At 70.8% G+C, this 26352-nt stretch carries 27 protein-coding genes; 18 read left to right on the top strand and 9 right to left on the bottom strand.

Going from position 1 to position 26352, the window contains the following annotated elements; translation table 11 throughout:
* Positions 1–243 precede the first annotated feature (243 nt).
* From OG241_RS12630 to OG241_RS12595, 8 genes are all read left to right on the top strand, one after another.
* On the top strand, positions 244–1380 hold the full coding sequence (locus OG241_RS12630) for a ParA family protein (protein ID WP_405815359.1): 1137 nt from the start codon (positions 244–246) through the stop codon (positions 1378–1380).
* Positions 1365–1955 (top strand): hypothetical protein, encoded by a 591-nt coding sequence (locus OG241_RS12625; RefSeq protein WP_405815357.1) that lies wholly within the window; start codon positions 1365–1367, stop codon positions 1953–1955. Before OG241_RS12630 ends, OG241_RS12625 begins: the two co-directional genes overlap by 16 nt.
* A gap of 18 nt (positions 1956–1973) precedes the next feature.
* Entirely contained in the window at positions 1974–3014 is a 1041-nt protein-coding gene (locus OG241_RS12620; protein WP_405815356.1) for a segregation and condensation protein A, read from the top strand.
* Positions 3011–3673: an SMC-Scp complex subunit ScpB gene (gene scpB / locus OG241_RS12615; protein WP_405815355.1), complete on the top strand. Its 663-nt coding sequence runs from the start codon at positions 3011–3013 to the stop codon at positions 3671–3673. The genes OG241_RS12620 and scpB overlap by 4 nt, the downstream gene beginning before the upstream one ends.
* Positions 3673–4917 carry a pseudouridine synthase gene (locus OG241_RS12610; RefSeq protein WP_405815354.1) on the top strand — a complete coding sequence of 415 codons (1245 nt, stop codon included), beginning with the start codon at positions 3673–3675 and terminating at the stop codon, positions 4915–4917. Before scpB ends, OG241_RS12610 begins: the two co-directional genes overlap by 1 nt.
* A 292-nt stretch (positions 4918–5209) precedes the next feature.
* On the top strand, positions 5210–6070 hold the full coding sequence (locus OG241_RS12605) for an NUDIX hydrolase (RefSeq protein ID WP_405815353.1): 861 nt from the start codon (positions 5210–5212) through the stop codon (positions 6068–6070).
* A complete protein-coding gene (locus tag OG241_RS12600) occupies positions 6067–7089 on the top strand; it encodes an ADP-ribosylglycohydrolase family protein (protein WP_405815352.1) in 1023 nt (340 codons plus the stop codon). Before OG241_RS12605 ends, OG241_RS12600 begins: the two co-directional genes overlap by 4 nt.
* A 3-nt stretch (positions 7090–7092) precedes the next feature.
* Positions 7093–7854, top strand: coding sequence for a DNA polymerase beta superfamily protein (locus OG241_RS12595; RefSeq protein ID WP_405815351.1), 762 nt, complete (start codon positions 7093–7095; stop codon positions 7852–7854).
* Here OG241_RS12595 and OG241_RS12590 read toward each other — a convergent pair.
* Genes OG241_RS12590 through OG241_RS12575 form a run of 4 tightly spaced genes read right to left on the bottom strand, consistent with a single transcriptional unit; the run spans position 7780 to position 10295 of the window.
* On the bottom strand, positions 7780–8562 hold the full coding sequence (locus OG241_RS12590) for a DNA polymerase beta superfamily protein (protein ID WP_405815350.1): 783 nt from the start codon (positions 8560–8562) through the stop codon (positions 7780–7782). The genes OG241_RS12595 and OG241_RS12590 overlap by 75 nt on opposite strands.
* A 21-nt stretch (positions 8563–8583) precedes the next feature.
* Positions 8584–8991: a Rieske (2Fe-2S) protein gene (locus OG241_RS12585; RefSeq protein ID WP_405815348.1), complete on the bottom strand. Its 408-nt coding sequence runs from the start codon at positions 8989–8991 to the stop codon at positions 8584–8586.
* The gene (locus OG241_RS12580) at positions 8988–9572 is read right to left on the bottom strand and encodes a DUF6529 family protein (RefSeq protein ID WP_405815347.1); all 585 of its coding nucleotides are present in this window, start codon (positions 9570–9572) and stop codon (positions 8988–8990) included. Before OG241_RS12580 ends, OG241_RS12585 begins: the two co-directional genes overlap by 4 nt.
* A gap of 27 nt (positions 9573–9599) precedes the next feature.
* Complete coding sequence (locus OG241_RS12575) at positions 9600–10295, bottom strand: hypothetical protein (RefSeq protein WP_405815346.1); 696 nt, start codon at positions 10293–10295, stop codon at positions 9600–9602.
* Positions 10296–10565: 270 nt separating this feature from the next.
* Between OG241_RS12575 and aroH the strand changes: the two genes are divergently transcribed.
* The 5 genes from aroH (at position 10566) to der (ending at position 15313) form a co-directional block, all read left to right on the top strand.
* Entirely contained in the window at positions 10566–10928 is a 363-nt protein-coding gene (aroH, locus tag OG241_RS12570) for a chorismate mutase (RefSeq protein ID WP_405815345.1), read from the top strand.
* Positions 10925–12010 carry a prephenate dehydrogenase gene (locus tag OG241_RS12565; protein WP_405815344.1) on the top strand — a complete coding sequence of 362 codons (1086 nt, stop codon included), beginning with the start codon at positions 10925–10927 and terminating at the stop codon, positions 12008–12010. Before aroH ends, OG241_RS12565 begins: the two co-directional genes overlap by 4 nt.
* 351 nt (positions 12011–12361) lie before the next feature.
* The gene (gene cmk / locus OG241_RS12560; protein ID WP_405815343.1) at positions 12362–13039 is read left to right on the top strand and encodes a (d)CMP kinase; all 678 of its coding nucleotides are present in this window, start codon (positions 12362–12364) and stop codon (positions 13037–13039) included.
* Complete coding sequence (locus OG241_RS12555; protein ID WP_405815342.1) at positions 12997–13749, top strand: lysophospholipid acyltransferase family protein; 753 nt, start codon at positions 12997–12999, stop codon at positions 13747–13749. The genes cmk and OG241_RS12555 overlap by 43 nt, the downstream gene beginning before the upstream one ends.
* Positions 13750–13840: 91 nt before the next feature.
* Positions 13841–15313, top strand: a complete 1473-nt coding sequence (gene der / locus OG241_RS12550) for a ribosome biogenesis GTPase Der (protein WP_405815341.1) — start codon at positions 13841–13843, stop codon at positions 15311–15313.
* A 102-nt stretch (positions 15314–15415) separates the two neighbouring features.
* Here the strand turns inward: der and OG241_RS12545 are convergent, their stop codons facing one another.
* Positions 15416–15877 (bottom strand): hypothetical protein, encoded by a 462-nt coding sequence (locus OG241_RS12545; RefSeq protein ID WP_405815340.1) that lies wholly within the window; start codon positions 15875–15877, stop codon positions 15416–15418.
* Between the two features lie 154 nt (positions 15878–16031).
* Positions 16032–16805, bottom strand: coding sequence for a hypothetical protein (locus OG241_RS12540; protein WP_319098520.1), 774 nt, complete (start codon positions 16803–16805; stop codon positions 16032–16034).
* Between the two features lie 540 nt (positions 16806–17345).
* Between OG241_RS12540 and OG241_RS12535 the strand changes: the two genes are divergently transcribed.
* The 3 genes from OG241_RS12535 to OG241_RS12525 all read left to right on the top strand — a co-directional run bounded on the left by OG241_RS12535 (position 17346) and on the right by OG241_RS12525 (position 19833).
* Positions 17346–18062, top strand: a complete 717-nt coding sequence (locus OG241_RS12535; protein ID WP_405815339.1) for a transglycosylase family protein — start codon at positions 17346–17348, stop codon at positions 18060–18062.
* Between the two features lie 136 nt (positions 18063–18198).
* A complete protein-coding gene (locus OG241_RS12530) occupies positions 18199–19203 on the top strand; it encodes a helix-turn-helix transcriptional regulator (protein WP_405815338.1) in 1005 nt (334 codons plus the stop codon).
* A gap of 408 nt (positions 19204–19611) precedes the next feature.
* Positions 19612–19833, top strand: coding sequence for an I78 family peptidase inhibitor (locus OG241_RS12525; RefSeq protein ID WP_405815337.1), 222 nt, complete (start codon positions 19612–19614; stop codon positions 19831–19833).
* Between the two features lie 24 nt (positions 19834–19857).
* Here the strand turns inward: OG241_RS12525 and OG241_RS12520 are convergent, their stop codons facing one another.
* Together OG241_RS12520 and OG241_RS12515 are read right to left on the bottom strand one after the other, a co-directional pair.
* Positions 19858–20895, bottom strand: coding sequence for a phosphatase PAP2 family protein (locus OG241_RS12520; protein ID WP_405815336.1), 1038 nt, complete (start codon positions 20893–20895; stop codon positions 19858–19860).
* A 233-nt stretch (positions 20896–21128) separates the two neighbouring features.
* A complete protein-coding gene (locus tag OG241_RS12515; RefSeq protein ID WP_405815335.1) occupies positions 21129–22376 on the bottom strand; it encodes a mannosyltransferase family protein in 1248 nt (415 codons plus the stop codon).
* Positions 22377–22634: 258 nt separating this feature from the next.
* Between OG241_RS12515 and OG241_RS12510 the strand changes: the two genes are divergently transcribed.
* Entirely contained in the window at positions 22635–24248 is a 1614-nt protein-coding gene (locus tag OG241_RS12510) for an MFS transporter (protein WP_405815334.1), read from the top strand.
* A gap of 402 nt (positions 24249–24650) precedes the next feature.
* Positions 24651–25847 carry an acyl-CoA dehydrogenase family protein gene (locus OG241_RS12505; protein ID WP_405815333.1) on the top strand — a complete coding sequence of 399 codons (1197 nt, stop codon included), beginning with the start codon at positions 24651–24653 and terminating at the stop codon, positions 25845–25847.
* Between the two features lie 38 nt (positions 25848–25885).
* Here OG241_RS12505 and OG241_RS12500 read toward each other — a convergent pair whose 3' ends face one another.
* Positions 25886–26329: a cell division protein SepF gene (locus OG241_RS12500; protein WP_189151702.1), complete on the bottom strand. Its 444-nt coding sequence runs from the start codon at positions 26327–26329 to the stop codon at positions 25886–25888.
* Positions 26330–26352 lie beyond the last annotated feature (23 nt).

The raw sequence follows: 26352 nt of genomic DNA, 5'->3' as shown, positions 1-26352 counted from the left end.
CGATTCGCGCACCGGTGAACCCTGCCGTGCGACGGCCGTACGCCCTTGACAGAGGGATGTTTCATTGCCGACACATCGGGCCGGGTCCGGCGGATTGTGTTGCTGCGAACGGCCGACACGCCATAGAGTCGCCAACCGTCGGCATGGTGCCACGCTGACCTATCGAGAAGTTTCCTGGTCACCAAGGAGGTAAGACGACTTGTGAATGAGTCGACATTTACTCCCGGGGGTGGTCAACCAGGAATGCCGGCGCGGGGATCGGGCCCCACGGGGCTCGCGGCTGTCGGCTCCGTCGCGGTCCGCACCTTCGCAGCCCACCAAGGTCACCCGATGTCCGAGGTGACTCGGCCAGGACACATGAGCATGGATGGTCATCACGTGAACGCCATGGCCGGCGACGGTAGTGGCGGGGTCCACAACCACTTCGCCGACTACGACGAACTGCCCGACGGGCACTTCTACGACCCCGACGCCGAGTACGAGCCCGATCCGGAGTACGCGGCCACGCTCGCGCCCGACGCGGCCCGTCAGCGCCGCGAGCGCATCGGCCCCACCGGCCGCCCGCTGCCGTACTTCCCGATCCCGGGTCCGCTGACGAGTCACGGCCCCGCGACGATCGTCGCGATGTGCAACCAGAAGGGCGGCGTCGGCAAGACAACGTCGACCATCAACCTGGGTGCCGCGCTCGCGGAGTACGGACGCCGGGTCCTGCTGGTCGACTTCGACCCGCAGGGCGCCCTCTCCGTGGGCCTCGGTGTGAACCCGATGGAACTCGACCTGACGGTCTACAACCTGCTCATGGAGCGGGGGATGTCCGCGGACGAGGTGCTGCTCAAGACGGCGGTCCCGAACATGGACCTGCTGCCGAGCAACATCGACCTGTCGGCGGCCGAGGTGCAGCTGGTGTCGGAGGTCGCGCGCGAGTCGACGCTCCAGCGCGCCCTGAAGCCGCTCATGGCCGACTACGACTACATCGTGATCGACTGTCAGCCCTCGCTCGGCCTGCTCACCGTGAACGCCCTCACGGCCGCTCACAAGGTGATAGTGCCTCTCGAGTGCGAGTTCTTCGCGCTGCGCGGTGTCGCGCTGCTGACCGAGACCATCGAGAAGGTCCAGGAGCGGCTGAACCCGGAACTGGAGCTCGACGGCATCCTCGCCACGATGTACGACTCGCGCACGGTGCACAGCCGTGAGGTGCTCGCACGTGTAGTCGAGGCCTTCGACGAGCACGTCTACCACACGGTCATCGGGCGCACGGTCCGCTTCCCGGAGACCACGGTCGCCGGTGAGCCGATCACCACGTACGCCTCGAACTCCGTCGGTGCCGCCGCCTATCGCCAGCTCGCCAGGGAGGTGCTCGCCCGGTGTCACGCCGAGTGAGTCTGCCGGGGGCCGACGAACTGTTCCGTACCACCGGGGGCATGGCGCTCCAGTCGTCCTCTCCCAGGCGCCAGGCCAACGGGGAGGCCCGGGTTCCGGGTCCCGCCGGGGAGAGCGACGGGGCCGCCGCCTCGGAGGACGCGCCGCACTCGGTGCCCGTCCAGGGCGGCGACGGTGACGGCGACGAGCATGTCGCCGCCGGCGTGGACCCGGCCGGGGAGTCGCGCAGCCGGCAGGCCGCCGCGGAGCGTTCGATGCGCCGCCAGGGCGAGCAGGAAGGTTCTGCCTCCGGACAGCAGGGTCCGTCGCCCCAGTCGGTGTCGGCGTCCCGCAAGCGCGGCCGGGCCCCCTCGCGGCGGCCCAGCGGACGTGAGCGGCACGACGAGAAGATCACCGTGTACGTCTCCGCAGAGGAGCTGATGGACCTGGAGCACGCGCGTCTGGTGCTGCGGGGCGAGCACGGGCTTGCGGTCGACCGCGGGCGGATCGTGCGCGAGGCGGTCGCGGTGGTGCTCGCGGATCTCGAGTCCCGTGGGGACGCGAGCATCCTCGTACGACGGTTGCGTGGCCGCTAGCGGTAGCCTGCGTGGGCCATGACCTCGAACGACGCCCCTGCCCCTGCCCCCGGCCCCGGCTCCGCCGGTCGTCGGCGTGTGCTGGGGCGGGGTCCGGGAGGCTCGCCGCCGGTCGCGGCCGAGGAACCCCCAGGGGCGCCCCCCGAGGCCTCCGGGGAGCCGGTGGAAGCCCCCGAGGTCCCTGCGGTCGCCGAGGAAGTACCGGAAGTACCGGAGCCCCCGGTTCCGTCGGCCGAATCCGATGACGGTGTCTTCAAGGTCCGGCTCGCCAACTTCGAGGGGCCCTTCGATCTCCTCCTCCAGCTGATCTCCAAGCACAAGCTCGACGTCACCGAGGTCGCCCTCTCCAAGGTGACCGACGAGTTCATCACACACATCAGGGCGATGGGCCCCGACTGGGATCTCGACCAGACGACCGAGTTCCTGGTCGTCGCGGCCACCCTGCTGGACCTGAAGGCCGCGCGGCTGCTGCCCGCCGCCGAGGTCGAGGACGAGGCCGACCTGGCCCTGCTGGAGGCGCGCGACCTGCTGTTCGCGCGGCTGCTCCAGTACCGCGCGTACAAACAGGTCGCCGACATCCTCAGCCGCCGCCTCGACGACGAGGCCCGCCGCTATCCCCGTACCGTCGGACTGGAACCGCACCACGCCGAACTGCTGCCCGAGGTCGTCATCAGCATCGGGGCCGAGGGGTTCGCGAAGCTCGCCGTGAAGGCGATGCAGCCCAGGCCGAGACCACAGGTGTACGTCGACCACATCCACGCACCCCTGGTGAGCGTGCAGGAGCAGGCCCGGATCGTCGTCGCGCGGCTGCGGGAGCTGGGCGAGGCCACCTTCCAGGACCTCGTCGAGGACACCGACGACACACTGACCGTCGTGGCGCGCTTCCTGGCCCTTCTGGAGCTGTACCGGGAGAAGGTGGTCGTCCTGGACCAGGAGACCGCGCTCGGGGAGCTGGTGGTGCGCTGGACGGGCGGGGAGGGCGATCGGGAGCTGACGGTCACCGACGAGTTCGACCGGCCACCGGAGCCGGTGCAGCCAGGGAAGGACGAGAAGGCGTGAGCGAGGAGACCACAGAGGTGCCGGCCGGGCCGAGGACCGTCGCCGATCTCGATCTCAGGCCCGCACTGGAGGCCGTCCTCATGGTCGTGGACGAACCCGCGACCGAGGAGCACCTCGCGAAGATCCTGCAGCGGCCCCGGCGGGAGATCGCGGACGCCCTGCGCGCGCTGGCCGACGAGTACACCGTTCAGGGGCGCGGTTTCGAGCTGCGGCTCATCGCCGGGGGCTGGCGTTTCTACTCCCGGCCCGAGTACGCGGCGGCCGTCGAGGGCTTCGTGCTGGACGGCCAGCAGGCCCGGCTCACCCAGGCGGCGCTGGAGACGCTGGCGGTCGTCGCGTACCGCCAGCCGGTCAGCCGCAGCCGGGTCTCGGCCGTCCGCGGAGTCAACTGTGACGGGGTCATGCGGACCCTGTTGCAGCGCGGTCTGGTCCAGGAGGCGGGCACGGAACCCGAAACAGGTGCGATCCTGTACACGACGACGAACTACTTCCTGGAGCGGATGGGCCTGCGAGGCCTGGACGAACTCCCGGAGCTCGCACCCTTCCTTCCGGAGGCGGACGCGATCGAGGCCGAGACGCAGGAAGGTGTTCCGTCGTTCGATCCGGATGCTCCCGATGCTCCGGGTGCAGACGACGCAGACGACCAGACGGAATTTTGATGCGAAGCAGTAGCGGCAGCGGTAGCGGTGGCGGCAAGAGTGGTGGCGGGCGCGGTAACTCTCGCGGCGCCGGGAGCGGCGGGGGCGACAGGCGCGGCCAGGGCCAGGGTCAGGGTCGCGGTCAGGGCCAGGGCCGCGGTCAGGGTCCGAGTCAGGGGCGCGGTCAGGGCCAGGGTCAGGGGCGCGGTCAGGGCCAGGGTCAGGGGCAAGGCCAGAGTCGCGGTCAGGGTCAGGCCCCGGGCCAGGGGCAGCCCCAGGGGCGTCCCAGTAAGCCGCGCCCCGAGGAGCGCCGCTACGACGTGGGACCGGGCGCCACCCCGGACGGTCCGAAGTCCGGGCGCGGTGCCTCCGCGCGCGGCGGAGCCAAGGGCGGGCCCAGGCAGGGCCACAACAGCACCGGACGCGGGCGCTGGGTCCCGGCGACCTCTCGCGAGTACGACGCGCGGGCCGAGGAGCGCAACCGGGAGCGCTACGCCGAGAAGAAGGACGTCAAGCTGCCCAAGACGTTCCCGGGCGCCGAGCAGGAGGGCGAGCGGCTCCAGAAGATCCTGGCGCGCGCGGGCTACGGCTCCCGGCGGACCTGCGAGGAGCTGATCGAGCACGCGCGTGTGGAGGTCAACGGCGAGATCGTGGTGGAGCAGGGGCTGCGTGTCGACCCCGAGCACGACGAGATCAAGGTCGACGGGCTGACGGTGGCCACGCAGTCGTACCAGTTCTTCTCGCTGAACAAGCCCGCGGGCGTCGTCTCCACGATGGAGGACAACGAGGGCCGGCAGTGCCTCGGCGACTACGTGACGAACCGCGAGACGCGGCTCTTCCACGTCGGGCGGCTCGACACCGAGACCGAGGGCGTCATCCTGCTCACCAACCACGGTGAGCTGGCGCACCGGCTGACCCACCCCAAGTACGGCGTGAAGAAGGTCTACCTCGCGCACATCGTGGGCCCGATCCCGCGCGACCTGGGCAAGCAGCTCAAGGACGGCATCCAGCTGGAGGACGGGTACGCCCGCGCGGACCACTTCCGCGTCGTCGAGCAGACCGGCAAGAACTACCTCGTGGAGGTCACCCTTCACGAGGGCCGCAAGCACATCGTGCGCCGCATGCTCGCGGAGGCCGGCTTCCCGGTCGACAAGCTGGTGCGTGTCTCCTTCGGGCCGATCACCCTGGGCGACCAGAAGTCGGGCTGGTTGCGCCGGCTGTCCAACACCGAGGTCGGCATGCTGATGCAGGAAGTCGACCTGTAGGCGATCTGTGGGCGAGCCGATGTGCTCGCGCGTGCGGCCGGTCCCGGAGCAGTGCGGGGCCGGCCGTTTCCTGTGCGCCGCAGAGCCTCCCCTGGCGCGACTGGGCGCGCAGGACGGCTTCGGTGCCCTCCCGGGCCCTCCTGCGCCTCCCGGGCGCCTGAGGGGCCGCTGAGGGGCTTTGGGCGTATGGGAGTCGTCAAGAAGGGTTGTGCGGTCCGCTCGCGCTCTTTATAGTCGGTATGACTATTGGTCATGGTGACCATAAAGAGTGACCGCAGGGGGGTGGGCGGGCATGACCGCACCTGTGAACGGAGCGGCTCGGGGCCAGGCCCCCGAGGGGTACGACAAGTACGCCTTCGAACCCTTCGCCGTCACCGTCGACCTGGCCGTCCTCACCCTGCGCGCGGGCGCGCTGCACGTGCTGCTCGTCGAGCGCGGTCACGAACCGTACGCCGGCCGCTGGGCGCTGCCCGGAGGGTTCGTCCTGCCCGACGAGTCCGCGGAGAAGGCGGCCCGGCGCGAACTCGCCGAGGAAACCGGCCTGTCGGACGTGTCCGGACTGCACCTGGAGCAGCTGCGCACGTACAGCGAGCCCGACCGCGACCCGAGAATGCGGGTCGTCTCCGTGGCCTTCGCCGCCCTGCTGCCGCACGCGCCCGAACCGCACGGCGGCGGGGACGCGGCACAGGCCCAATGGCTGCGGTACAACGCGCTCGGGCCGCTCGCCTTCGACCACGACCGCATCCTCGCCGACGCCCACGACCGGGTCGGCGCCAAGCTGGAGTACTCCTGCATCGCGACCGCCTTCTGCCCGCCCGAGTTCACCCTCGGCGAGCTGAGGCAGGTCTACGAGACCGTGTGGGGTACCGCACTCGACCCGCCCAACTTCCGCCGCAAGGTGCTCGCCACCCCCGGCTTCGTCGAGCCCGTGCCGGGCGCCGCGCGTCTCACCGGCGGCCGGGGCAAGCCCGCCGCGCTGTACCGCGCGGGCACCGCGGCCACCCTGCACCCGCCGCTGCTGCGCCCGACCACGTCGGCGTCGCCGGCCCCGTTCGCACCAGCCGCATCCTCCCCGTCCCCATCCACCTCGTCCCCCTCCTCGCCGTCCCCTTCGTCACCGTCTCCCACGTCACCGGAAGGACGCCCCGCATGACCACCACGACCGTCAGGAAGCGCGCCGCCAGCGGGGCGTTGATCGGGCTCGCGCTCGGCGACGCCCTGGGCTTCCCGACCGAGTTCAAGGACATCCCGTCGATCCTCGCCACCCACGGCCCCTGGCGTCGGATGGAGCTGCCCACGCCCGCGATCGTCACCGACGACACACAGATGACCCTGGCGCTCGCCCACGGTCTGCGTGCGGCGATGGACCGAGGGCTGCTCGCCCCGGCGGGGATGGAACGGCCGGTGCGCGAGGAGTTCGTGAAGTGGTACCGGTCGCCGGACAACAACCGGGCGCCGGGCCACACCTGCCTGGTCGCCTGCGACCTGCTGGAGAACGAGCGGCTGCCCTGGCAGGAGGCCAGCCAGATCGGCTCGAAGGGCTGCGGCGCCAACATGCGCGTCGCGCCCCTCGGCCTGATCGCGGCCCTCAGTGACGAACAGCGCGCGGGCGCCGCCCAGTTGCAGGCCGCGCTCACCCATGGCCACCCGACGGCCCTGGCCGCGTCCGACCTCACCGCCTACGCCGTACGGCTGCTCGCCCACGGCGCCGGCCCGGCCGAACTGGTGCCCCTGCTCCGTACACACGCCCTCGAGAGCCGCAGCCACTACTACCACCGCTGGCTGGGCGACCTGTGGACACACAGCCACGACCCGAGCCCCGAGCACTTCATCGCCCGCGGCTGGGACGAGTGCCTGGCGATCCTGGACCGGCTCCAGCTCGCCGTCCGTACCGCCTCGCCCGAGGACGACCCCTGCCTCGCCACCGGCGCCGGCTGGACCGCCGAAGAGGCCCTGGCCACCGGTCTGCTGTGCTTCCTGCTCTTCCCCGACGAGCCCCTCACGGCCCTGCGCCGCGCAGCCTGCACCTCCGGCGACTCGGACTCGATCGCCTGCCTGACCGGATCCTTCGCCGGCGCCCACCACGGCACCGACGCCTGGCCGACCGCCTGGGCGGACCGCATCGAGTACGGGGGTGACCTGCAGACACTGGGCGCGCTCTGGGACGCTTGACGGATGCGCAACGCCCTCGATCTCGCCGACCTCGACCTGACGTCCGTGGTCGCCGAGCAGCCCGACCCGGTGCTCTTCGCCACTGTCTCGGGCGCCCACCTCTACGGCTTCCCGTCCCGCGACTCGGACGTGGACCTCCGGGGCGTCCATCTCCTTCCGGCCGCCGACCTGGTCGGTCTGCGCGAGCCGGAGGAGACGCGGTCGAGGATGTGGGAGCGGGACGGTGTCGAGCTGGACCTGGTCACCCACGATCTGCGCAAGTTCGTACGGCTGCTGCTGCGCCGCAACGGTTATGTGCTGGAGCAGCTGCTGTCGCCGCTGGTCGTGCACACGACCGACACGCACCGGGAGCTCGCCGTGCTCGCCCCCGATGTCCTCACCGGCCACCACGCGCATCACTACAGGGGCTTCGCGCTGACCCAATGGCGGCTCTTCGAGAAGACAGGCGAACTCAAGCCGCTGCTCTACACGTTCCGCGTGCTGCTCACCGGCGTCCACCTGATGCGCAGTGGCGAGGTGCAGGCCCATCTGCCCACGCTTGCCGGTGAGATCGGCGAGGCCCCCGCGTATCTGCCGGAGCTGGTCGCGGCCAAGGCCGAGCGGGAACACGGGGCGGCCGACGTCGGCCACGCGCGCGTGGCGGCCGATGTGGAGCGGCTGCACCGCGTACTGGACGAGGCGCAGGCCGCCTCAGGGCTGCCGGACGCCCCCACCGCGTACGACGCCCTGCACGACTTCGTCGTACGGGTCCGGCAGACGGGCTGAGGTGCGGCGGGTGCGGATCAGGAAGTCCTCGACGCGGGGGCGGTCCGGTTCCTCGGGGAGAGGGCTGGTGCGGGAGGCCTGCTCGACCTCCTCCGCGAGGCGGTTCATCCGGGACTCGATCTCCGGCCAGCCCACCTCGCCCCGTTTCACCGCCAGCAGCGAGCCGCGCTCGTCGCCGACGTCGATCGTCAGCGTGCCCGTGCGCAGCAGGTCGCGGCAGCTCATCAACAGGCGCAACAGGTGCATCGCGTGCTTCCAGCGCGGGGCGCCGTGGACGCGGACGTCGGCCTCCAGCTTCCCGCGCTGGCCGAGCGCGTAGCGCGCGAACGTCTCGTGCGCCCGGCGGGAGAGGAACGCCTCGCGCAGGGAGAGGAGTTCACGGCCGGTGTCGTCGGCGTACTCCACGAGAGGGGAGTGGAGGCACTCCAGGATGTTCGGGTTGGCCCGCAGAGCCAGCGTGCAGAAGCGTTCCAGCTCCCAGCTGAACTGCTCCTCCGCCGGTCCCGCCACATGCGTGGGCGGCTTCTCGAAGCGCCAGAACAGGGGAGTGGGCGCGAGGAAGACCCCGCGCCGGTCCGTGTCGCTGCCGTCCGTCGCCAGACCGAAGGCACGCGAACCCATCACACAGGCGTAGACCGTGTGGTCGCGTACCAGGGTCTCGTGGCTCTCCACGCTCTCGGAGCTCTTCGAGTCGGAATGCGGGCTCATTCCGGGAGCGTACGGGGGAGGTCACGCCAGGCGGATCGAATTTCCCGTCACCGTGATCTTCTTCTCCGCCAGTGGCCGCGCCGCAGGCGGGTTGGCCACCGAACCGTCCGTGATGTTGAACTTGCTGCCGTGGCAGGTGCAGTTGATGGTGCCGTCCTTGACGTTGGCCACCGGGCACTGCTGATGCGTGCAGATCGACGTGAAGGCCTTGAAGTCGCCCTCCTTGGGCTGGGTCACCACGACCTGCTCGTCCTTGAAGATCTTGCCGCCGCCGACCGGGATGTCGGCCGTCGTGGCCAGCTCCTGGCCGGGAGAGCCGGCGGAGTCCTTCGACGACCCGGATTCGTCGCCGTACTCGCTGCATCCCGCAGTGAGCGCCGCCGCGCCCGTCGCGAGCAGGATCGTGCGGCGCGTCGGGCCTTGCGTCATGTCGTCACTCCGATGTTGCGGAAGAACCAGAGGGCGGAAGTGAGCCAGATGACCGTCAGGACGGTGAAGACCAGTCCGCCGACGACCGGCAGCAGCCAGCCGGGCAGCCGGTCCCAGCGAAGCAGCAGCATCTTGGCACTGAACACGCCGAAGAAGAAGCATCCCAGGAGGGAGTGCCACATCACACGTGAATCGTATTTTTGATATCCGAAAGCGTACAGACAGTGCACTGCCACCGGAACCGCCACCAGGAACGCGATCCGCCCCGACCAGCGGTGCACCGCCGCCGACCAGCTCGGGCCCGGCAGCTTCCCGTACACCATGAGCGCCGACACGACCTGGAGGAGCGCGAAGCCGAACGCCGTCGTGGCGAGCCAGGACTTCACCGCGCCCGTGCTGCTGAAACCGGCCAGGTTGAAGGCGGTGCCCTGCGGGTCGTGGACCTTGCCGTACACCCCCAGGCCCACCGCCACGGCAGCGGCCACGAGCGCCGGGACGAGATAGCGGGCCGCGCTCGGGCCGCTGGGGGCAGGCGGGCGCGGAGGGAAGCTCTGGGTGGCGGCGTTCGGGTCCACGGTCATGTTCGGCTCCCTGCGAGGAGTGGGATGTCAGGGTGTGACCGGGCGGGCCGTGAGCCGCTGGCCGTCGATCGTGACCGCGCCGGTCTCCGGGTCGATCCGGGGCGCGGGGGAGGGCTTGCCGTCGCGCCTGAGGATGCCGACCTGCTTCCCGGTCGACAGCACGATCCAGCCGCCGTCGATCCTGGCGCCCCGGACGGTCGCGGTCGCCCGGTACAGCCCCGACGGCTTGACCGCCTTGTCCGCGGTGAAGGCGTAGTGCCCGCCCTCGATGTCGACCGTGCCGCGGATGCTCCTGCCCTTGAGGGTGCCGTTCAGTACGGAGCCGCCCCCGCCGGTGAGCTTCATGGAACCGTCGGCCTCGACATCGCCCTTCAGCCACGACTCCTTGTCGTGTCCGTCGCAGAAATACGCGATCGCGTGGCCGTCGCGCAGCGAGACCGCCACCGCGGAGGAGTCGTCGTCCGTACGGCCCGCGTAGTCCGCGTTCGGCGCGGGGGCCTTGGTGGGCGACGGCGACGGCGACGAGGACGGGGTCATGGGCGGGGAAGACGACGGAGACGCCTTCGTGTTCGGAGGTGCCGGCGACGGAGACACCTTGTAAGAGGGTGAGTCCGCCTTGGACGTGGACGTCGGCTTCGTCCCTGTCGTCGCGTTGAGCGACAGCATGAACAGGGCCAACAACAGTCCCGCGAGCAGTGTGAAAAGCGGTCCGGTGCGCTTCATCGGGCCTCCCCCGAGGCGAGCTTCCTGCCATGAGAGCGGACCCGGGCCCCCGCGTCCAGAGCGCAGGGGCGTGTTCGCACTCCAAGTCGCGGATTGGGGCGAATCGGGTGACATTGGCAGAGCCCGGTGTGAGGCGGGGGCGCGTCTCAGCGGGCGAGCGCCGCGGGTCCACTTCGCGCGGGCTGACTAGGCTGGATGCGCCAAGAGCCGATACGTAGATACGAATACGTACATCAGCTCCACCCATGTACATCAGCAAGGAGCATCACAGTGGCGGTACGAGCGGTCCGGGGAGCCGTCCAACTGGACCGGGACGAGGCCGGGCACATGGCCGAGCGGGTCGGTGAGCTGCTCGTCGCGGTCCTGGAGCGCAACAGCCTCACCGCGGACGACCTGATCAGCGTCTGGTTCACGGCCACCCCCGACCTGCACAGCGACTTCCCGGCCGCCGCGGCCCGCAAGCTCGGCATCGTCGACGTACCGCTGATCTGCGCCCAGGAGCTGGACATCGAGGGCGCGATGCCCCGCGTGGTGCGGATACTCGCGCACATCGAGTCGGACCGGCCCCGCGCGGACATCGCGCACGTCTACCTCGGTGCCGCGGGTGCCCTGCGCAAGGACATCGCCCAGTGAGGACCGCACTCGTCATCGGCACGGGCCTCATCGGTACGTCCGCCGCGCTCGCCCTCGTCTCGCGCGGCGTCGTCGTGCACCTCACCGACCACGACCCCGAGCAGGCCCGTACGGCATCCGCGCTGGGCGCCGGGACGGACGAGGCGCCGCAGGGGCCGGTCGACCTCGCGATCATCGCCGCGCCGCCCGCGCACGTGGCCGGCACCCTCGCCGACGCGATGCGCCGGGGTGTCGCGCGCGGCTACCTCGACGTGGCCAGCGTCAAGGGCGGCCCGCGCCGCGAGCTGGAGGCGCTGGGCCTCGACCTGGCGTCCTACATCGGCTCGCACCCCATGTCGGGCCGCGAGAAGTCCGGCCCGCTGGCCGCGACCGGCGACCTCTTCGAGGGCCGGCCCTGGGTGCTGACCCCGACGCGGGACACCGACACGGAGGTGCTGAACCTCGCCCTCGAACTGGTCTCGCACTGCCGTGCCGTCCCCGTCGTCATGGACGCGGACGCCCACGACCGTGCCGTGGCCCTCGTCTCCCACATGCCCCATCTGGTCTCCAGCATGGTCGCCGCGCGGCTGGAGAACGCGGAGGAGGCGGCTGTACGGCTGTGCGGGCAGGGCATCCGGGACGTCACCCGGATCGCCGCGTCCGATCCCGGCATGTGGATCGACATCCTCTCCGCCAACCCCGGGCCGGTCGCCGACCTCCTCACGGACGTCGCCGCGGACCTGGAGGAGACGGTTCAGGCGCTGCGGTCCCTCCAGTCCTCCGACGAGGCGAAGCGCCGTGCGGGCGTGTCCGGGGTCGAGGCCATGCTGCGGCGCGGGAACGCGGGACAGGTTCGGGTGCCCGGCAAGCACGGGGCCGCTCCGCTGGTGTACGAGGTCGTGGCCGTGCTCATCGACGACCAGCCCGGGCAGCTGGCCCGGATCTTCGCCGACGCGGGACGGGCGGGGGTCAACATCGAGGATGTGCGGATCGAGCATGCGACGGGGCAGCAGGCGGGGCTTGTGCAGTTGATGGTGGAGCCGAAGGCGGCTCCCGTGCTGTCGGCTTCGCTGCGGGAGCGTGGGTGGGCGATTCGGCAGTAGTGGGCGGTGTTGGTGCCGGCCTCGCTGGGGGCTGCCGCCCCCAGGCCCCCGCTTCGGCCCTGAACGGGCCTTGTCCTCAATCGCCGGACGGGCTGGATATGCGGGCCGGGGCGATAGGGGTGCGGCCGGGGCTGGAGGGGTGCGGCCGGGGCCGGAGGGGTGCGGCCTGGGCTGTAGATGCGGTGGGGGCGGGTGGGTGGGAAAGAAGCCGGCCCTGAAGGGGCCTTGTCCTCAAACGCCGGACGGGCTAAAAGGGCTTGCGGCCGGATGAGTGACTTGCACCCAGTAACCTTGTCCGGGGTGCCATGCGCCCTCGCCCCACCACCCCGGACCAGGAAAGGTGCCTCCACAGTGGATCGCGCCGCAGTGATTGTCGCCATAGACGGGCCCTCCGGCACCGGCAAGTCGAGCACGTCGAAGGCTGTCGCCGCGCAGCTCGGGCTGAGCTACCTGGACACCGGGGCCCAGTACCGGGCCATCACCTGGTGGATGGTGACCAACGGGATCGACCTCACGGACCCCTCCGCGATCGCCGACGTGGTGGGCAAGGCGGAGATCGTCTCCGGTACCGACCCGGAGAACCCGACGATCACCGTGGACGGCACCGACGTCAGTGGTCCGATCCGTACCCAGGAGGTCACCTCCAAGGTCAGCGCGGTGAGCGCCGTCCCGGAGGTGCGTGCCCTGATCACCGAGCTGCAGCGGTCCGTCGCCGCGTCGGCCGAGAAGGGGATCGTCGTCGAGGGGCGGGACATCGGGACGACCGTGCTGCCCGGCGCCGACCTGAAGATCTTCCTCACCGCGTCCCCGGAGGCCCGCGCCGCCCGCCGCAGCGGCGAGCTGAAGGGTGCCGACGTCAACGCCACCCGTGAGGCGCTGCTGAAGCGGGACGCGGCCGACTCCAGCCGTAAGACCTCGCCGCTCGCCAAGGCGGACGACGCGGTGGAGGTCGACACCTCCGAGCTGACTCTGCAGCAGGTCATCGAATGCGTCGTCACCCTCGTCGAGGAGAAGCGGGACGCGAAGTGAGCGTTCCCTCGAAGGCGGCGCCGGTGTCGAAGGCGGCCGAGGTTCCCACGCAGCGGGGTGCCGAGGTCGGGCGGCGTATCGGTGTCGGCCTGATGTACGGGCTGTGGAAGCCGCGCGTCCTGGGCGCCTGGAAGGTCCCCGCGACCGGTCCGGTGATCCTCGCCGTCAACCACTCGCACAACATCGACGGCCCGATGGTCATCGGCGTGGCGCCCAGGGCGTCGCACTTCCTGGTCAAGAAGGAGGCGTTCATCGGGCCGCTCGGACCCGCCATGCACGCCCTCGGCCAGGTGAAGGTGGACCGCTCGACCGCCGACCGCACGGCGATCGCCCAGGCCCTGGCGGTACTGGCGAACGGCGGAGTCCTCGGGATCTTTCCCGAGGGCAGCCGTGGCGAGGGCGACTTCGCCTCGCTGCGCGCCGGGCTGGCCTACTTCGCCGTGCGCAGCGGTGCGCAGGTCGTTCCGGTGGCCGTCCTGGGAAGTACCGACCGGCGCGGACGGTTGATAAAGGGGCTGCCTCCGCTGCGCAGCCGCGTCGACGTGGTCTTCGGAGACCCGTTCGAGGCGGGCGACGGCACCGGGCGGCGTACGCGGGCGGCGCTGGACGAGGCGACCGTACGCATTCAGAAGCAGCTCACCGCGCATCTGGAAAACGCCAGACGGCTCACCGGCCGTCAGGAAAACGCCGGGCGCCCCGCTGGGCGCTGAGCGACACTTGAGTACTTGAGCAGTTTGAGTAGTGGATCACCCGATACCGGGGGATTCCACCGATCACCACGATGAACGAGGTACGGACTTCATGAACGACCACATTCCCTCCGACGGCTCGGGAGAGCACGAGCACGGAGAGCTTGGCGATGCCGAGTACGCGGAGTTCATGGAGCTCGCCGCGGTGGAGGGCTTCGATGTCGCCGATGTCGAGGGCGCGCTCGACGAGGCGGGTCACGGGCCGCTGCCCGTCCTCGCCGTCGTAGGGCGGCCGAACGTCGGCAAGTCGACACTCGTCAACCGCATCATCGGGCGCCGCGAGGCCGTCGTCGAGGACAAGCCCGGCGTCACCCGCGACCGCGTGACCTACGAGGCCGAATGGGCCGGGCGGCGCTTCAAGCTCGTCGACACCGGCGGCTGGGAGCAGGACGTCCTCGGTATCGACGCCTCCGTGGCCGCGCAGGCCGAGTACGCGATCGAGGCGTCCGACGCCGTCGTCTTCGTCGTCGACGCCAAGGTCGGCGCGACCGACACCGACGAGGCTGTCGTCCGGCTGCTGCGCAAGGCCGGCAAGCCCGTCGTGCTGTGTGCCAACAAGGTCGACGGGCTGAGCGGCGAGGCCGACGCCTCGTATCTCTGGGCCCTCGGTCTCGGCGAGCCGCACCCCGTCTCCGCGCTGCACGGCCGTGGCACCGGCGACATGCTGGACGCCGTCCTGGAGGCACTGCCCGATGCGCCCGCGCAGACCTTCGGCGCCGGGGTCGGCGGCCCGCGCCGCATCGCCCTCATCGGCCGCCCGAACGTCGGCAAGTCCTCGCTGCTGAACAAGGTGGCGGGCCAGGAGCGCGTCGTCGTCAACGAGATCGCGGGCACCACCCGTGACCCGGTCGACGAGCTGATCGAACTCGGCGGCGTCACCTGGAAGTTCATCGACACGGCGGGCATCCGCAAGCGCGTCCACCTCCAGCAGGGCGCCGACTACTACGCCTCGCTGCGTACGGCCGCCGCCGTGGAGAAGGCCGAGGTCGCCGTCATCCTGATCGACGGCTCCGAGAACATCTCCATCCAGGACCAGCGGATCGTCACCATGGCCGTCGACGCGGGCCGTGCGATCGTCCTCGCGTACAACAAGTGGGACACCCTCGACGAGGAGCGCCGCTACTACCTGGAGCGGGAGATCGAGACCGAGCTCGCCCAGGTGGCGTGGGCGCCCCGCGTCAACGTCTCGGCGCGCACCGGCCGCCACATGGAGAAGCTGGTCCCCGCGATCGAGGCCGCTCTCGCGGGCTGGGAGACCCGGGTTCCGACGGGCCGGCTGAACGCCTTCCTCGGCGAGCTGGTCGCCGCCCACCCGCACCCGATCCGGGGCGGCAAGCAGCCGCGCATCCTGTTCGGCACGCAGGCGGGCGTCAAGCCGCCGCGGTTCGTGCTCTTCGCCTCCGGCTTCATCGAGGCGGGCTACCGCCGCTTCATCGAGCGCCGCCTGCGCGAGGAGTTCGGCTTCGAGGGCACGCCGATCCACATCTCGGTGCGGGTGCGCGAGAAGCGCGGCAGGAAGAAGTAGCCGTCGGTCGTATGCAGATGTCGTGCGTAGTGGTCGTACGTCTCTTACGTGACTGAGGGCGGCTCCGGATGGGAGCCGCCCTCAGTCACGTGCAGGTGGTGGTCACGCACCCCGGCGCGGGCCCGGTGGCAGCGCCGCCGGGATGTGGGTCATCCCGGTGTAGTGCTGCTGCCGGGCACCCGTCGGCCACACGGCGGTCGGGGTCGGGGCCGCCGACTGTCCCTGCTGCGCGTCGAGTTGGCCGACCCGCTGCCATCCGCCTCCCTGACTGCCGGTGCGCGCGCTGAGCGCCCCCGCGCTGTAGGCGCTGTACGAGCCGGAGTTCGAGCCGTACGAGCTGCCGTAGGGCGGGGTGAGGCCGTTCGGGTTGGCCCTGAACGCCGCGAAGTCCAGCTCTTCCTCGCCGCTACGGTCGCCCGGCAGCGAGCGGAAGGACTTGCCGTACTCGGCGTACAACGCGTCGAAGATCGGCGTGGCCGATGGGCCGCTCGGATAGTCCTGAGTCGCTCGCGCGGACGGGAGCGACTGGTAGGACTGGCGGCGGGGGACGTCGTAGGTGTGCACGTACGTGCAAACGACTCCGCCGCCCAACAGGTGCGGCCGACGCCCGGACTTTGCAGAGCGCGTAGCGCGCCGCAAAGGGGCGCGGGGAACTGCGCGCTCAGCCCAACTCGACCGGTAGCCGCCAACCTACCGATGCACCCCCGGTCCGCAGCGCTCAGGTCCCGGCCAGAGGCAGCGCGCTGGCGACCAGCTTCCCGATGCCCGCCGCCTTGTCCAGCGCGTCTCGCAGCAGGTCCTCGCGGGGCTGGCGGCCGATGGAGCCGACCGGCGCCGCGAACACCAGCACCTGCTGGTGCTTGTTGGCGGCGGCGCGCCAGCTCTCCGTGACCTGGAGCGGCTGGTGTGCCTGCCACCAGGCCACCGCCGAGCCGCCGTTCGGGCCCGGCTGGAGTACGGCGTGCAGCTGGCCGGCCGCGAGCAGCACCGACCAGCCGTGCAGCACGGGCGGCACCTCCGTCAGCTCGGTCAGGGGCATGAACCCCTGCTCGATGAGGAGGGGGAGGAAGTCGTCGCCGGCGCCGGTCGCGCCGGGGCGGACGATCGGGGCGGTCGGCTCGACGACCAGGGCGGGGTGCAACTCGCCCTCGATCAGGACGAGTCCGCTGGTGACGCCCAGTACTGCCTGCTCGGGTGCGGCCATCGGGGTCTCCTCGTCGGCGTTGATGGAGCGGACCGCGCCCTGGAGCTGCTCCTCGGTGACCTGGACGACCTGCGAAGGCAGGCAGCCGGCGTGGGCGAAGGCGAGGACGGCGGTCTCGTCCCCGATGAAGAGAACGGTGCTGGTGCGCTCCTGGGCGGAGTCGCCCGGCGTGCGGCAGGACGTGCAGTCGTAACTGCCCGGGGCGTTGTCGCCGGTGAGCAACCGGTCGGCTTCTTCGTCGCCGATCTCGGCGCGGACCTCGTCGCTGACATCGAGCATGCGCGGCACGGGTGGCTCCCTCGGGATGCGGTGCGTGGCGAGGCCGGGTCGCCCCCGGCCGGTGGGCCCGGACAGTCCGGGCTCATGAAGATGACAACGGACGACCTGTGGTGGGGGTCACGCTGCACGGCGAACGGAATCGAACCATCCTGCGCGCGCGGTCACAGTAGGTGCGGAATTGGTCACTCCATGTCAAGTAACAGGCAGGTTACGGAAGTTGGTCCGGTGAACTGACTCACAGTTTGTTCGAGTGATTGGTCGACACATCAGGAAATGGGGTGATGTAGTGGGTGGCCGAAACTCGCCGATACCGGCGGTAACCATGAACTGGCCTGGGACAACAGGGAGTTGGTTGATATCCCCTCGTCGTCGTCCATAGATTCCTCCGCCGAGTGCACCTAGCACCGCTCGGGTACGTCCGCCGGCAGCGCAGAACCAGACACCGCGCAGAATCACCGCCGACGGACGGGGCGGAGCGTGCCGACCGCGTTCACACGCGGCCGACGCGCTCCGGTCAGGGGGAGCCCGGGTCTGTGGAGAGGGATCTACATGTCCGAATGTGCCGATAGTTACACCCGCAAGACGCGCAAGACGGCGGTCCTCGCCGGGGCGGCTCTGCTCGCCCCCCTCGGACTGCTGGCCGCGACAGGCAACGCCGCGGCGGCGGACAGCGGGGTGTGGGACCGCATCGCCCAGTGCGAGAGCGGCGGAAACTGGCACATCAACACCGGCAACGGGTACTACGGAGGACTCCAGTTCTCCGCCGGCACCTGGCGCGCCTACGGCGGCACGGCCTACGCGGCCACCGCCGACGGGGCCAGCAAGTCCCAGCAGATCGCCGTCGCCACCAAGGTTCAGGGTGCCCAGGGCTGGGGCGCCTGGCCGACCTGTTCGGCGCGCGCCGGGGCCGCCGGGAGCGCTCCCGCGGCATCGGGCTCCAACTCGGGTTCCGACGCGGGCTCCGGTTCGGCCACCACCAAGTCGACGAAGAAGTCGGCCACCTCGTCCACCGGCCGGTCCGCCGGGAAGTCGACCGGTTCCGGTGAGTCCGCCGCGTCGAAGGCTCCTTCGAAGGCGCCGGAGCGTTCCCCGGCCCACACCGGCCGCAGCTCCTCCCGTGGCGACTACACCGTCCGCGTGGGTGACACCCTGAGCGGCATCGCCGCCCGGTACACGACCACCTGGCAGCACCTCTACGCCGCCAACAAGGCCGTCATCGGCGACAGTCCCGACCTGATCATGCCGGGCCAGAAGCTCGACTTCTGAGCCGCTTCCCCTGCTTCGGGCACGCTGCCCCACCCTGTCTCCGGACCGGGTGGGGCAGCGGCGTCCCACGCGGGCGGCCTACCTGCCATGGCCGTTGAGGACAGCGGCTGTCCGCGACCGCTGGCAGACTCGCCCCATGTTGGAGACCTCGGCACGGCTGCTGCGCCTGCTCTCGCTGCTTCAGGCCCACCGGGAGTGGTCGGGCCCGGACCTGGCCGACCGCCTCGGGGTGACCCCTCGTACCGTCCGCCGGGACGTGGACCGGCTGCGCGACCTCGGCTATCCCGTGGACGCCAGTCCGGGCACCGGCGGTGGCTACCGGCTCGGTGCCGGGGCCGAGCTGCCGCCGCTGCTGCTGGACGACGACGAGGCGGTCGCCGTGGCTGTCGGGCTGCGGACCGCTGCCGGGCAGGGCATCGAGGGCATCGGCGAGACCTCCGTACGGGCGCTGGCCAAGCTCGAACAGGTGTTGCCCGACCGGCTGCGGCGACGGGTCGGGGCCCTGAACGCCTTCACCGTGCCGATGCTGCGCGGGCCGCAGCCCTCCGCCGTGGACCCGGCCGTCCTCACCGAACTCGCCCATCTGTGCCGGGACACGGAGCGGCTGCGCTTCGAGTACCGGGGGCACGAAGGGGCTGTGTCCCGCCGTACCGTCGAACCGCACCGCCTGGTGTGCACCGAGCGGCGCTGGTACCTGGTCGCCTGGGACGTCGACCGCGCCGACTGGCGTACGTTCCGCGTGGACCGCATCACGCCGAAGCCGCCGCACGGACCGCGCTTCGCCCCTCGTACGCCTCCCGCCGACGATCTCGCCGCCTATGTCTCCCAGGGCGTCTCCACGCGTGCGTACGCCACGCACGCCGTCATCCGGCTGCTGGTGCCCCTCGACGAGGCCGCCGCGCGGATCTCGCCCTCCTCCGGGACGTTGGAGCCGGACGGCGATGAAGCCTGTCTGTTGCGCACCGGGGCCGGGAGCCTCGACGTGATGGTCATCCATGTCATGTTGACGGGCTTCGAGTTCGAGGTGCTGGAGCCCGCGGAACTCGTCGACGCGATCAGGACCTCCAGGGACCGGCTGTCCCGCGCGGCGGAGCGATCGCCGCATATCGGGAGCGGGAGCAGCTCAGGGTCGGTGTCCTGAGGATGCGGGGCGGTGGCGTGCGGAGGTTATGTGGGGAAGTCGTGGGTGTTTTATGCGTTCTGTCGCCAGGGGTGGCGGCCGAGACGCGTGGCATCAGCACGTATGGCGTGTATAAGAAACCGGTAAGGCGTAGTGGTGGGGGTGGCCGGGGCAATTCGCCGTCTCCGTAGTGCCCTTCCGGCGATCTTCGACGGGGTTTATGAGGGGATCGCGCAGAGGTGGCGAATTACGTTCGAATGGCCGCCGGTAGTTTGGGTGACCGGCCTTGCGTGTGGTGTGCGCGTGCTGATTATCGCTTGAAACGAGTGGCGCGATCTTGTGACAGAAGTGTGACCGGAGTCGGACGAGTGATGCGTGGGGTCGGGGCCGGGCTTCCCCGGCCGCCGGTGGGCGCCTACCGTGACGGGCATGTCACCGAATCCCAGGCCCGAAGAACCCCAGGACGCCCAGGACAGCCCGGACAGCTACGTCGGTCTCGATGCGGCCGGGGCCGAACGGCTCGCCCGCGAGCGCGGCTGGTCGGCGGTGCGGTCCCTGCCGCCCGGGGCGATCATCACCATGGAGTACCGGTCGGGGCGGCTGAACTTCGAGGTCACCGGCGGTCGGGTGACGCGCTGCTGGAAGGGCTGAAGCCGACCCCGCCGGGCCCCTGGCTCAGCTGCTGCCGGGCAGGGGGCGGGTCGACGGGTTGCCGGTGGCGCGCGGGGCACGGTCCGCGTGCGGGGGGCGGCGGCTGCCGGCCGGGGTGACCGGGGTGCGCTCCGAACGGCTCGCGTGCGGGTGCGGGGCCGGATGCGCGGGGTGCGCGGGTGCCCGTGACAGATGGGCCGCCGGGGCGGTGTCCTCGCGGGCCGTGGCCTCCTGCCCGGCGGTCGCGTGCGGCGTGACCATCGCCGGCGTACCGACCCGGGCCGGGACGGGCGCGGCGCTGGTGCCCCGGGCGCGCCTGCGGTCGCGCTGCTCCAGTATCCAGGTCTCGGCGCGAGTGATCATCGGCTCGCACCACGGCAGCGCCAGCAGGACCAGCAGGCCCGCGACCCAGCCCAGGACGACATCGCTCAGCCAGTGCGTGCCCAGATAGACCGTGGTGAGGCCGACGCCGAGCGACATCAGCGCCGAACTGGCGGACAGCCAGCGCCTGGCCCGCGGGGTCGAGGCCAGATAGGCCAGGATGCCCCAGGTCACCACGGCGTTCGCGGTGTGACCGCTGGGGAATATGTCCCCGCCCATACCCATCTCGTTCGAGCCGATGGTGGTCGCGTAGTGCGGTCCGAGGCGGCCCATGCCGATCTTCGCGGCACCGACCGTGACGTTGAGCAGCAGCAGCGCCGCGCCGAACGTGAGCAGCGGACGCAGGGTGTGCTGACGCCAGGCTCGCCAGCCCAGCCAGGCCGAGATCATCACGGCGGTGGGGCCGCGCTGACCGAGCACCACGTAGTAGTCGAGGATCGCGTGGATCTCCGGCCACTGCTGATAGGGCCGGAAGAACATGACCTGCCAGTCGAGCCGGACCAGCCATGAGGTGATCACGACGGCCCACACGGTGGCGAGATAGAAGACCAGGGTCGCGACAAGAAGCGCGATCCTGTGCCTGCTCATCTTCGGCACATCGATGTGGGTCGGCCGGCTCGGCTCCCGGTCGAGCCTCGCGAACACCCGGTCCAGACGGGCGAGATCTCCTTCAGTACGCACCCAATCGACGTTACAGCGAGTGAGCGCGGATCTCCGGCCGATCCGCCGGTTTGTAATGACGATGTGATGTGGGATTGCTCTCAAGGTGATGTTTAATTCACCGGAATCCCTATTCGGCGGCCCAGGTTCCCTGCATTTTCATTGATCAAGCGGGTGTGGCCCGGTGGGCGCTGTTTTATGGCTCTTTCGAATTGGTTCACCAGTTGGTTGTCCGGAATTCGCCGGAAGGTCGCTCAGGGGGGACCGGAGCCGTTCAGCCAGAACGCGCCGTAGACCGCCGAGGCCACCGCGACCACGCCCGTCACCAGCACCGATCGGGCCGTACGCAGCCGGGCCAGGGCCAGGGCGAGCGGCAGCAGGAGAGGGAAGGCGGGCAGCAACAGGCGTGGTTTCGAGCCGAAGTAGCTCGACGCGCAGAGGGCGAGCACGGTGACGACACCCGCGTACACGAGCAACGGCAGTGGCTGGCGCTGCCGTACACAGGTGACGAACAGCCAGATCAGCAGGCCCACACCGACGATCAGCCCGACCCCGGCCAGTGCCGACGGGAAGGACGTGAACTTGGCGGCGACGAAGCGGGCGAACGCGGCGCCGCCGTCGAAACCGTTGCGCCAGCCGGCCTGGACGTCCAGGTAGCCCAGCGGCCCCTTGCCGGTGTGATGACCGACCCACAGGACGTAGCCGGCGGCGCCGAGCGGCGCGATCAGCATGCCGAGGGCGCGGCGCCAGACGGGTGCGCCGTGCGGAGCGGGCGCGCTTCGCCGTCGTACGAACGAGGTACGGGAAGCGGCACTGGACTCGGGGCTGGAAGCGGGGCTGGACTCGGTATCGGAGGAGTTGCCGGGCCAGGTGCCGAACGAGGCGATGGCGGTTGCCCATACCGCCGCCACCACCGCGAGTCCCACCGGGCGGGTCAGGCCCGCCAGCAGAGCCAGGGTGCCCGCCGTGAGCCAGCGGCCGGTGAGGACCGCGTACAGGGACCATGCGGCCAGGGCCGTGAACAGCGACTCGCTGTACGCCATCGACTGGACGATCCCGACCGGCAGGACCGCCCACAGCACTGCGGCGTACACCCCTGCCCGACGGCCGTACACATGGTCGGCGACCGCGAACACGCCCCACGCGGCGGCCAGGGAGGCCAGGGCGCTCACCGTGAATCCCGCGTCGGCGTACGACATCGGGGTAACCGATGACAGAAGCCGCTCCAGCCAGGGCAGCAGCGGGAAGAAGGCGAGGTTCGAGTGGACGTCACCGTTCGGCAGGCGCACCTCGTAGCCGTAGCCGAGTTCGGCGACCCGCGTGTACCACAGCGAATCCCAGCGGGCGGTCAGCAGCTTGTACGCGCTCTTGTCCCGCGCCGCGCTCCACAGGGCCAGCGCGACCAGGCCCAGCACACGGACGGCCACGTACCCGAGGAGGGCGGGCGCGGCACGGCGGAGCGTTTGCGGCGCGGGGAGCGGACGGGTTCCAAGATCTGTCACCGGTCGATTATCGACGGGTGACCGAACGAGGGCGGTCGGGGGAGCGGGCGGCCCGCCGGACGCGTGGCGCACGCCACACGAGCTCCCGTGGAGGGGTGAGAGGTCCGCCACTTTTCGCCGGTGCGAACTCGCGTACGCTGTCGGACCACTCGCCTTTCGCCGCGCGGACTGAGGACCACCGCTCCTCCTCAGCCCAGACCCCCGGGGAGTCCCCACCCCGAGGATCGCCGAACGCGAGGGAATCTTGGAGGTACGTACATGTCCGGGACGACCACGGCTGCCGCAGCGCCGCGCCGTCGGACGGCCGGTGCGAGTGCCAACCGCTGGGTCGTACTCCTCGTCCTCTGCACGAGTCTGCTGCTCGTCGCGGTCGACGCGACCGTGCTGCATGTGGCGGTGCCCGCCGTCAGCGAGGATCTCCGGCCCGGCGCGATAGAGCTGCTCTGGATCGTCGACGTCTACCCGCTGGTCTGCGCCTCACTGCTGATCCTTTTCGGCACGCTGGGCGACCGGGTCGGCCGCAGACGGATTTTGCTCCTCGGATACGGACTGTTCGGCGTCGCCTCCGGCCTGGCCGCTTTCGCCGGCAGTGCGTCGTTGCTGATCCTGGCGCGGGCGCTGCTGGGCGTCGGCGGTGCGATGATCATGCCGGCGACGCTCTCGATCCTTCGCCAGGTCTTTCCCGACCGGCGCGAACGGGCGCTGGCGATCGGTGTGTGGAGCGCGGTGGCGGCGGTGGGCGCGGCGGTCGGCCCGCTGCTCGGCGGCTTCCTGCTGGAGCACTTCTGGTGGGGTTCGGTCTTCCTCGTCAACATCCCCCTGATGCTGGTCAGCCTGCCGGTCGGCCGGCTGCTGCTGCCCGAGTCGCGCGGTGAGCGCGGTGCCGGGCCGTGGGACGTGGTCGGCGCGCTGACAGCGGCGGGCGGGCTGTTCGGCGTCGTCCTGGGCGTGAAGCGGCTGGGCGGCGGGGAAGGTGCCGGGAACCTCCTGACGCTGGTGCCGCTGGTGGTGGGCGCGGCGCTGCTGGTCGCCTTCGTACGGAGACAGCGACGGCGTACGTATCCGCTGGTCGACCTGCGGATGTTCGCGCGGCCGGCCTTCAGTACGTCCGTCGGGTGCATCGTGCTGGCGATGCTCGCGCTGGTCGGACTCGAGCTGATCGCGGCGCAGTATCTGCAACTGGTGCTGGACCTCTCGCCCCTGGAGACGGGGCTACGGCTGCTGCCGCTGACGGTGGCGGCGATGGCGGCCGGGCTCGCGGGGGCGCGGCTGCTGCGGAGGTTCGGGCCGAGGGCGATGGTGTGCGCCGGGTTCTGCCTCACCGCGGCGGCGGTCGGACTGCTGACGGCGATGGGCGGCGAGGACAACCCGGGGCTGATGCTGTCCGGGTTCGTGTTGCTGGGCTTCGGCCTGGAGACGACGCTCTTCGGGGCGTACGAGTCGATGCTGAGCGAGGCTCCGGCGGCGCAGGCGGGCGGGGCGGCGGCGATCGGTGAGACGTCGTACCAGCTGGGCGCGGGGATCGGGATCGCGCTCCTGGGCAGTGTGATGAACGCGGCGTACGCGCCGGGGGTGGGGTCGGTGCCGGGGGTTCCGGCGTCGGCGTCGGCCGCGGCGGGGCATTCGCTGGGCGAGGCGTACGAGGTTGCCGGGCGGCTCGGGGGGTCGCCGGGGGTTGCCCTGCGGGCGGCGGCTCGGGATGCGTTTGTGCACGGGCTGCATGTGACGTTGCTGGTGAGTGCGGGGTTGTTGGTGCTGGGGGCGGTGATGGCGTTGCGGTTGCCGCGGGTGATGCAGTGTGGCGGCGCCGCTGAGGCGTCGGTCGCGGTGCCGGGGCCTCGCGAGGTCGAGGGGGCACGCGTGCCGGTGTGACCGCCGGGGGGGGGGCTCCCACCCACGCACCGCCCGTGACGGTCATTTGAGGGGTGGGCCTCTCCTGTGGGGGTGCGGGTGCGTCGGCGGGTGCGGGTGCGACGGTGTGATCGCCGGGGGGTCTCCCGCCCACGCGCCGCCCGTGGCGGTCGCTTGAGGGGTGGGTCTCTCCTGTGGGGGTGCGGAGACGTCGGCGGGTGCGGGTGTGTGCCACTGGCGGGCGGGCGGGCAGGGCAGGGCCAGCCGCGGGTCGCGGGCGGCACATGGAGTTCGGTGGGACAGTCGTCCGGGATGTGCACCTGAGGTGCCGGCGGGCCCCGTCGGGTTGTACCGGCGGAATTGCGGGCGTAGCGTCGGGCGCATCGTAACTAGCGGTGCTAGTTTAAGTTGCCGGAGGCTCCTGTGGCTGTGTTCGCGAAGCTGCCCCCTTTTGATCCCGCCGACCCGCTCGGCCTCGACGATCTGCTGGACGCGGAGGACCTGGCCATCAGGGACACCGTCCGGACCTGGGCGGCGGACCGCGTGCTGCCCCATGTCGCCGGGTGGTTCGAGGAGGGTGAGCTGCCGGACATCAGGGGGCTTGCCCGAGAGCTGGGCGGCATCGGCGCCCTGGGGATGTCGCTCACCGGCTACGGCTGTGCCGGCGCGTCCGCCGTGCAGTACGGGCTGGCCTGCCTGGAGCTGGAGGCCGCCGACTCCGGTATCCGGTCTCTTGTCTCCGTGCAGGGGTCTCTCGCCATGTACGCCATCCACGCTTTCGGGAGTGAGGAGCAGAAGCAGCACTGGCTGCCGAGCATGGCCGCCGGTGACGTCATCGGCTGCTTCGGGCTGACCGAGCCCGACCACGGCTCCGACCCCGCAGGCATGCGTACGTACGCCAAGCGCGACGGCGGCAGCGGTGACTGGGTGCTCAACGGGCGGAAGATGTGGATCACCAACGGATCCGTGGCCGGCGTGGCCGTCGTGTGGGCGCAGACCGACGACGGCATCCGCGGGTTCGTCGTCCCCACCGACACCCCCGGGTTCTCCGCGCCCGAGATCAAGCACAAGTGGTCCCTGCGCGCCTCCGTCACCAGTGAGCTGGTGCTCGATGACGTGAGGTTGCCGGCCGATGCCGTGCTGCCTGATGTCACCGGGCTGCGCGGGCCCCTCAGCTGTCTCTCCCACGCCCGGTACGGGATCGTCTGGGGTGCCATGGGCGCCGCCCGGTCCTGTTTCGAGGCGGCCGTCGACTACGCGAAGACGCGTGAGCAGTTCGGGCGGCCCATCGGGGGGTTCCAGCTCACCCAGGCCAAGCTCGCCGACATGGCGGTCGAGCTGCACAAGGGGATTCTGCTCGCCCATCATCTGGGGCGGCGCATGGACGCCGGCCGCCTGCGTCCCGAGCAGGTCAGCTTCGGCAAGCTCAACAACGTACGAGAGGCCATCGACATCTGTCGTACGGCCCGGACGATCCTCGGCGCCAACGGGATCTCGCTCGAGTACCCCGTGATGCGGCACGCGACGAACCTCGAGTCGGTGCTCACGTACGAGGGCACCGTCGAGATGCACCAGCTGGTGCTGGGCAAGGCGCTCACCGGACTTGACGCCTTCCGCTGACCTGAACAACGGACGGCGGTGCCGGTGAGCTGCCTTGCTCAGCTCTGGTTGAAGAAACCGTCCGCCCGGTGCGGCTGCGCCTCCCCGCTGACGATCTCCGTGTCGGCGGGGGTCAGCAGGAACACGCGGTTGGACACCCGCTCGATGGAGCCGCGCAGGCCGAAGATGAGGCCTGCCGCGAAGTCGACGACGCGCTTGGCGTCGGCGGCCTCCATGGCGGTGAGGTTCATGATGACCGGAACGCCGTCCCGGAAGAGCTCGCCGATGGCGCGGGCGTCCCGGAAGCTGTCCGGGGTGACCGTGCCGATGCGGCGGCCCTTCTCCTCGGCCACCTCGCCCGCGACCTTGACCCGGGGGTCCGTGACCCAGGCATCCCCGGGCTGCTCGGTCCCCTCGGAGTAGTCGTCGTCGTAGTAACGCTCGTCATCGTTGTTGTCGTCGACGAGGCCAAGCCAGGCACTCGCCTTGCGTACCGATCCCATGGACGCCTCCTCTCACAGCGGTC

Origin of the sequence: Streptomyces sp. NBC_01390, assembly GCF_045040105.1 — a bacterium.
Taxonomy (GTDB): Bacteria; Actinomycetota; Actinomycetes; order Streptomycetales; family Streptomycetaceae; genus Streptomyces.
This window is presented reverse-complemented; position numbering and strand designations above follow the sequence as displayed.

Excerpts from the sequence above, each read along its gene's own strand:
- OG241_RS12630 (WP_405815359.1), top strand. The coding sequence starts at position 244 with ATGCCGGCGCGGGGATCGGGCCCCACGGGGCTCGCGGCTGTCGGCTCC.
- OG241_RS12620 (WP_405815356.1), top strand. The coding sequence starts at position 1,974 with ATGACCTCGAACGACGCCCCTGCCCCTGCCCCCGGCCCCGGCTCCGCC.
- OG241_RS12610 (WP_405815354.1), top strand. The coding sequence starts at position 3,673 with ATGCGAAGCAGTAGCGGCAGCGGTAGCGGTGGCGGCAAGAGTGGTGGC.
- OG241_RS12605 (WP_405815353.1), top strand. The coding sequence starts at position 5,210 with ATGACCGCACCTGTGAACGGAGCGGCTCGGGGCCAGGCCCCCGAGGGG.
- OG241_RS12600 (WP_405815352.1), top strand. The coding sequence starts at position 6,067 with ATGACCACCACGACCGTCAGGAAGCGCGCCGCCAGCGGGGCGTTGATC.
- OG241_RS12595 (WP_405815351.1), top strand. The coding sequence starts at position 7,093 with ATGCGCAACGCCCTCGATCTCGCCGACCTCGACCTGACGTCCGTGGTC.
- OG241_RS12590 (WP_405815350.1), bottom strand. The coding sequence starts at position 8,562 with ATGAGCCCGCATTCCGACTCGAAGAGCTCCGAGAGCGTGGAGAGCCAC.
- OG241_RS12585 (WP_405815348.1), bottom strand. The coding sequence starts at position 8,991 with ATGACGCAAGGCCCGACGCGCCGCACGATCCTGCTCGCGACGGGCGCG.
- OG241_RS12580 (WP_405815347.1), bottom strand. The coding sequence starts at position 9,572 with ATGACCGTGGACCCGAACGCCGCCACCCAGAGCTTCCCTCCGCGCCCG.
- OG241_RS12575 (WP_405815346.1), bottom strand. The coding sequence starts at position 10,295 with ATGAAGCGCACCGGACCGCTTTTCACACTGCTCGCGGGACTGTTGTTG.
- OG241_RS12555 (WP_405815342.1), top strand. The coding sequence starts at position 12,997 with ATGCGTCGTCACCCTCGTCGAGGAGAAGCGGGACGCGAAGTGAGCGTT.
- der (WP_405815341.1), top strand. The coding sequence starts at position 13,841 with ATGAACGACCACATTCCCTCCGACGGCTCGGGAGAGCACGAGCACGGA.
- OG241_RS12535 (WP_405815339.1), top strand. The coding sequence starts at position 17,346 with ATGTCCGAATGTGCCGATAGTTACACCCGCAAGACGCGCAAGACGGCG.
- OG241_RS12530 (WP_405815338.1), top strand. The coding sequence starts at position 18,199 with ATGTTGGAGACCTCGGCACGGCTGCTGCGCCTGCTCTCGCTGCTTCAG.
- OG241_RS12525 (WP_405815337.1), top strand. The coding sequence starts at position 19,612 with ATGTCACCGAATCCCAGGCCCGAAGAACCCCAGGACGCCCAGGACAGC.
- OG241_RS12510 (WP_405815334.1), top strand. The coding sequence starts at position 22,635 with ATGTCCGGGACGACCACGGCTGCCGCAGCGCCGCGCCGTCGGACGGCC.
- OG241_RS12500 (WP_189151702.1), bottom strand. The coding sequence starts at position 26,329 with ATGGGATCGGTACGCAAGGCGAGTGCCTGGCTTGGCCTCGTCGACGAC.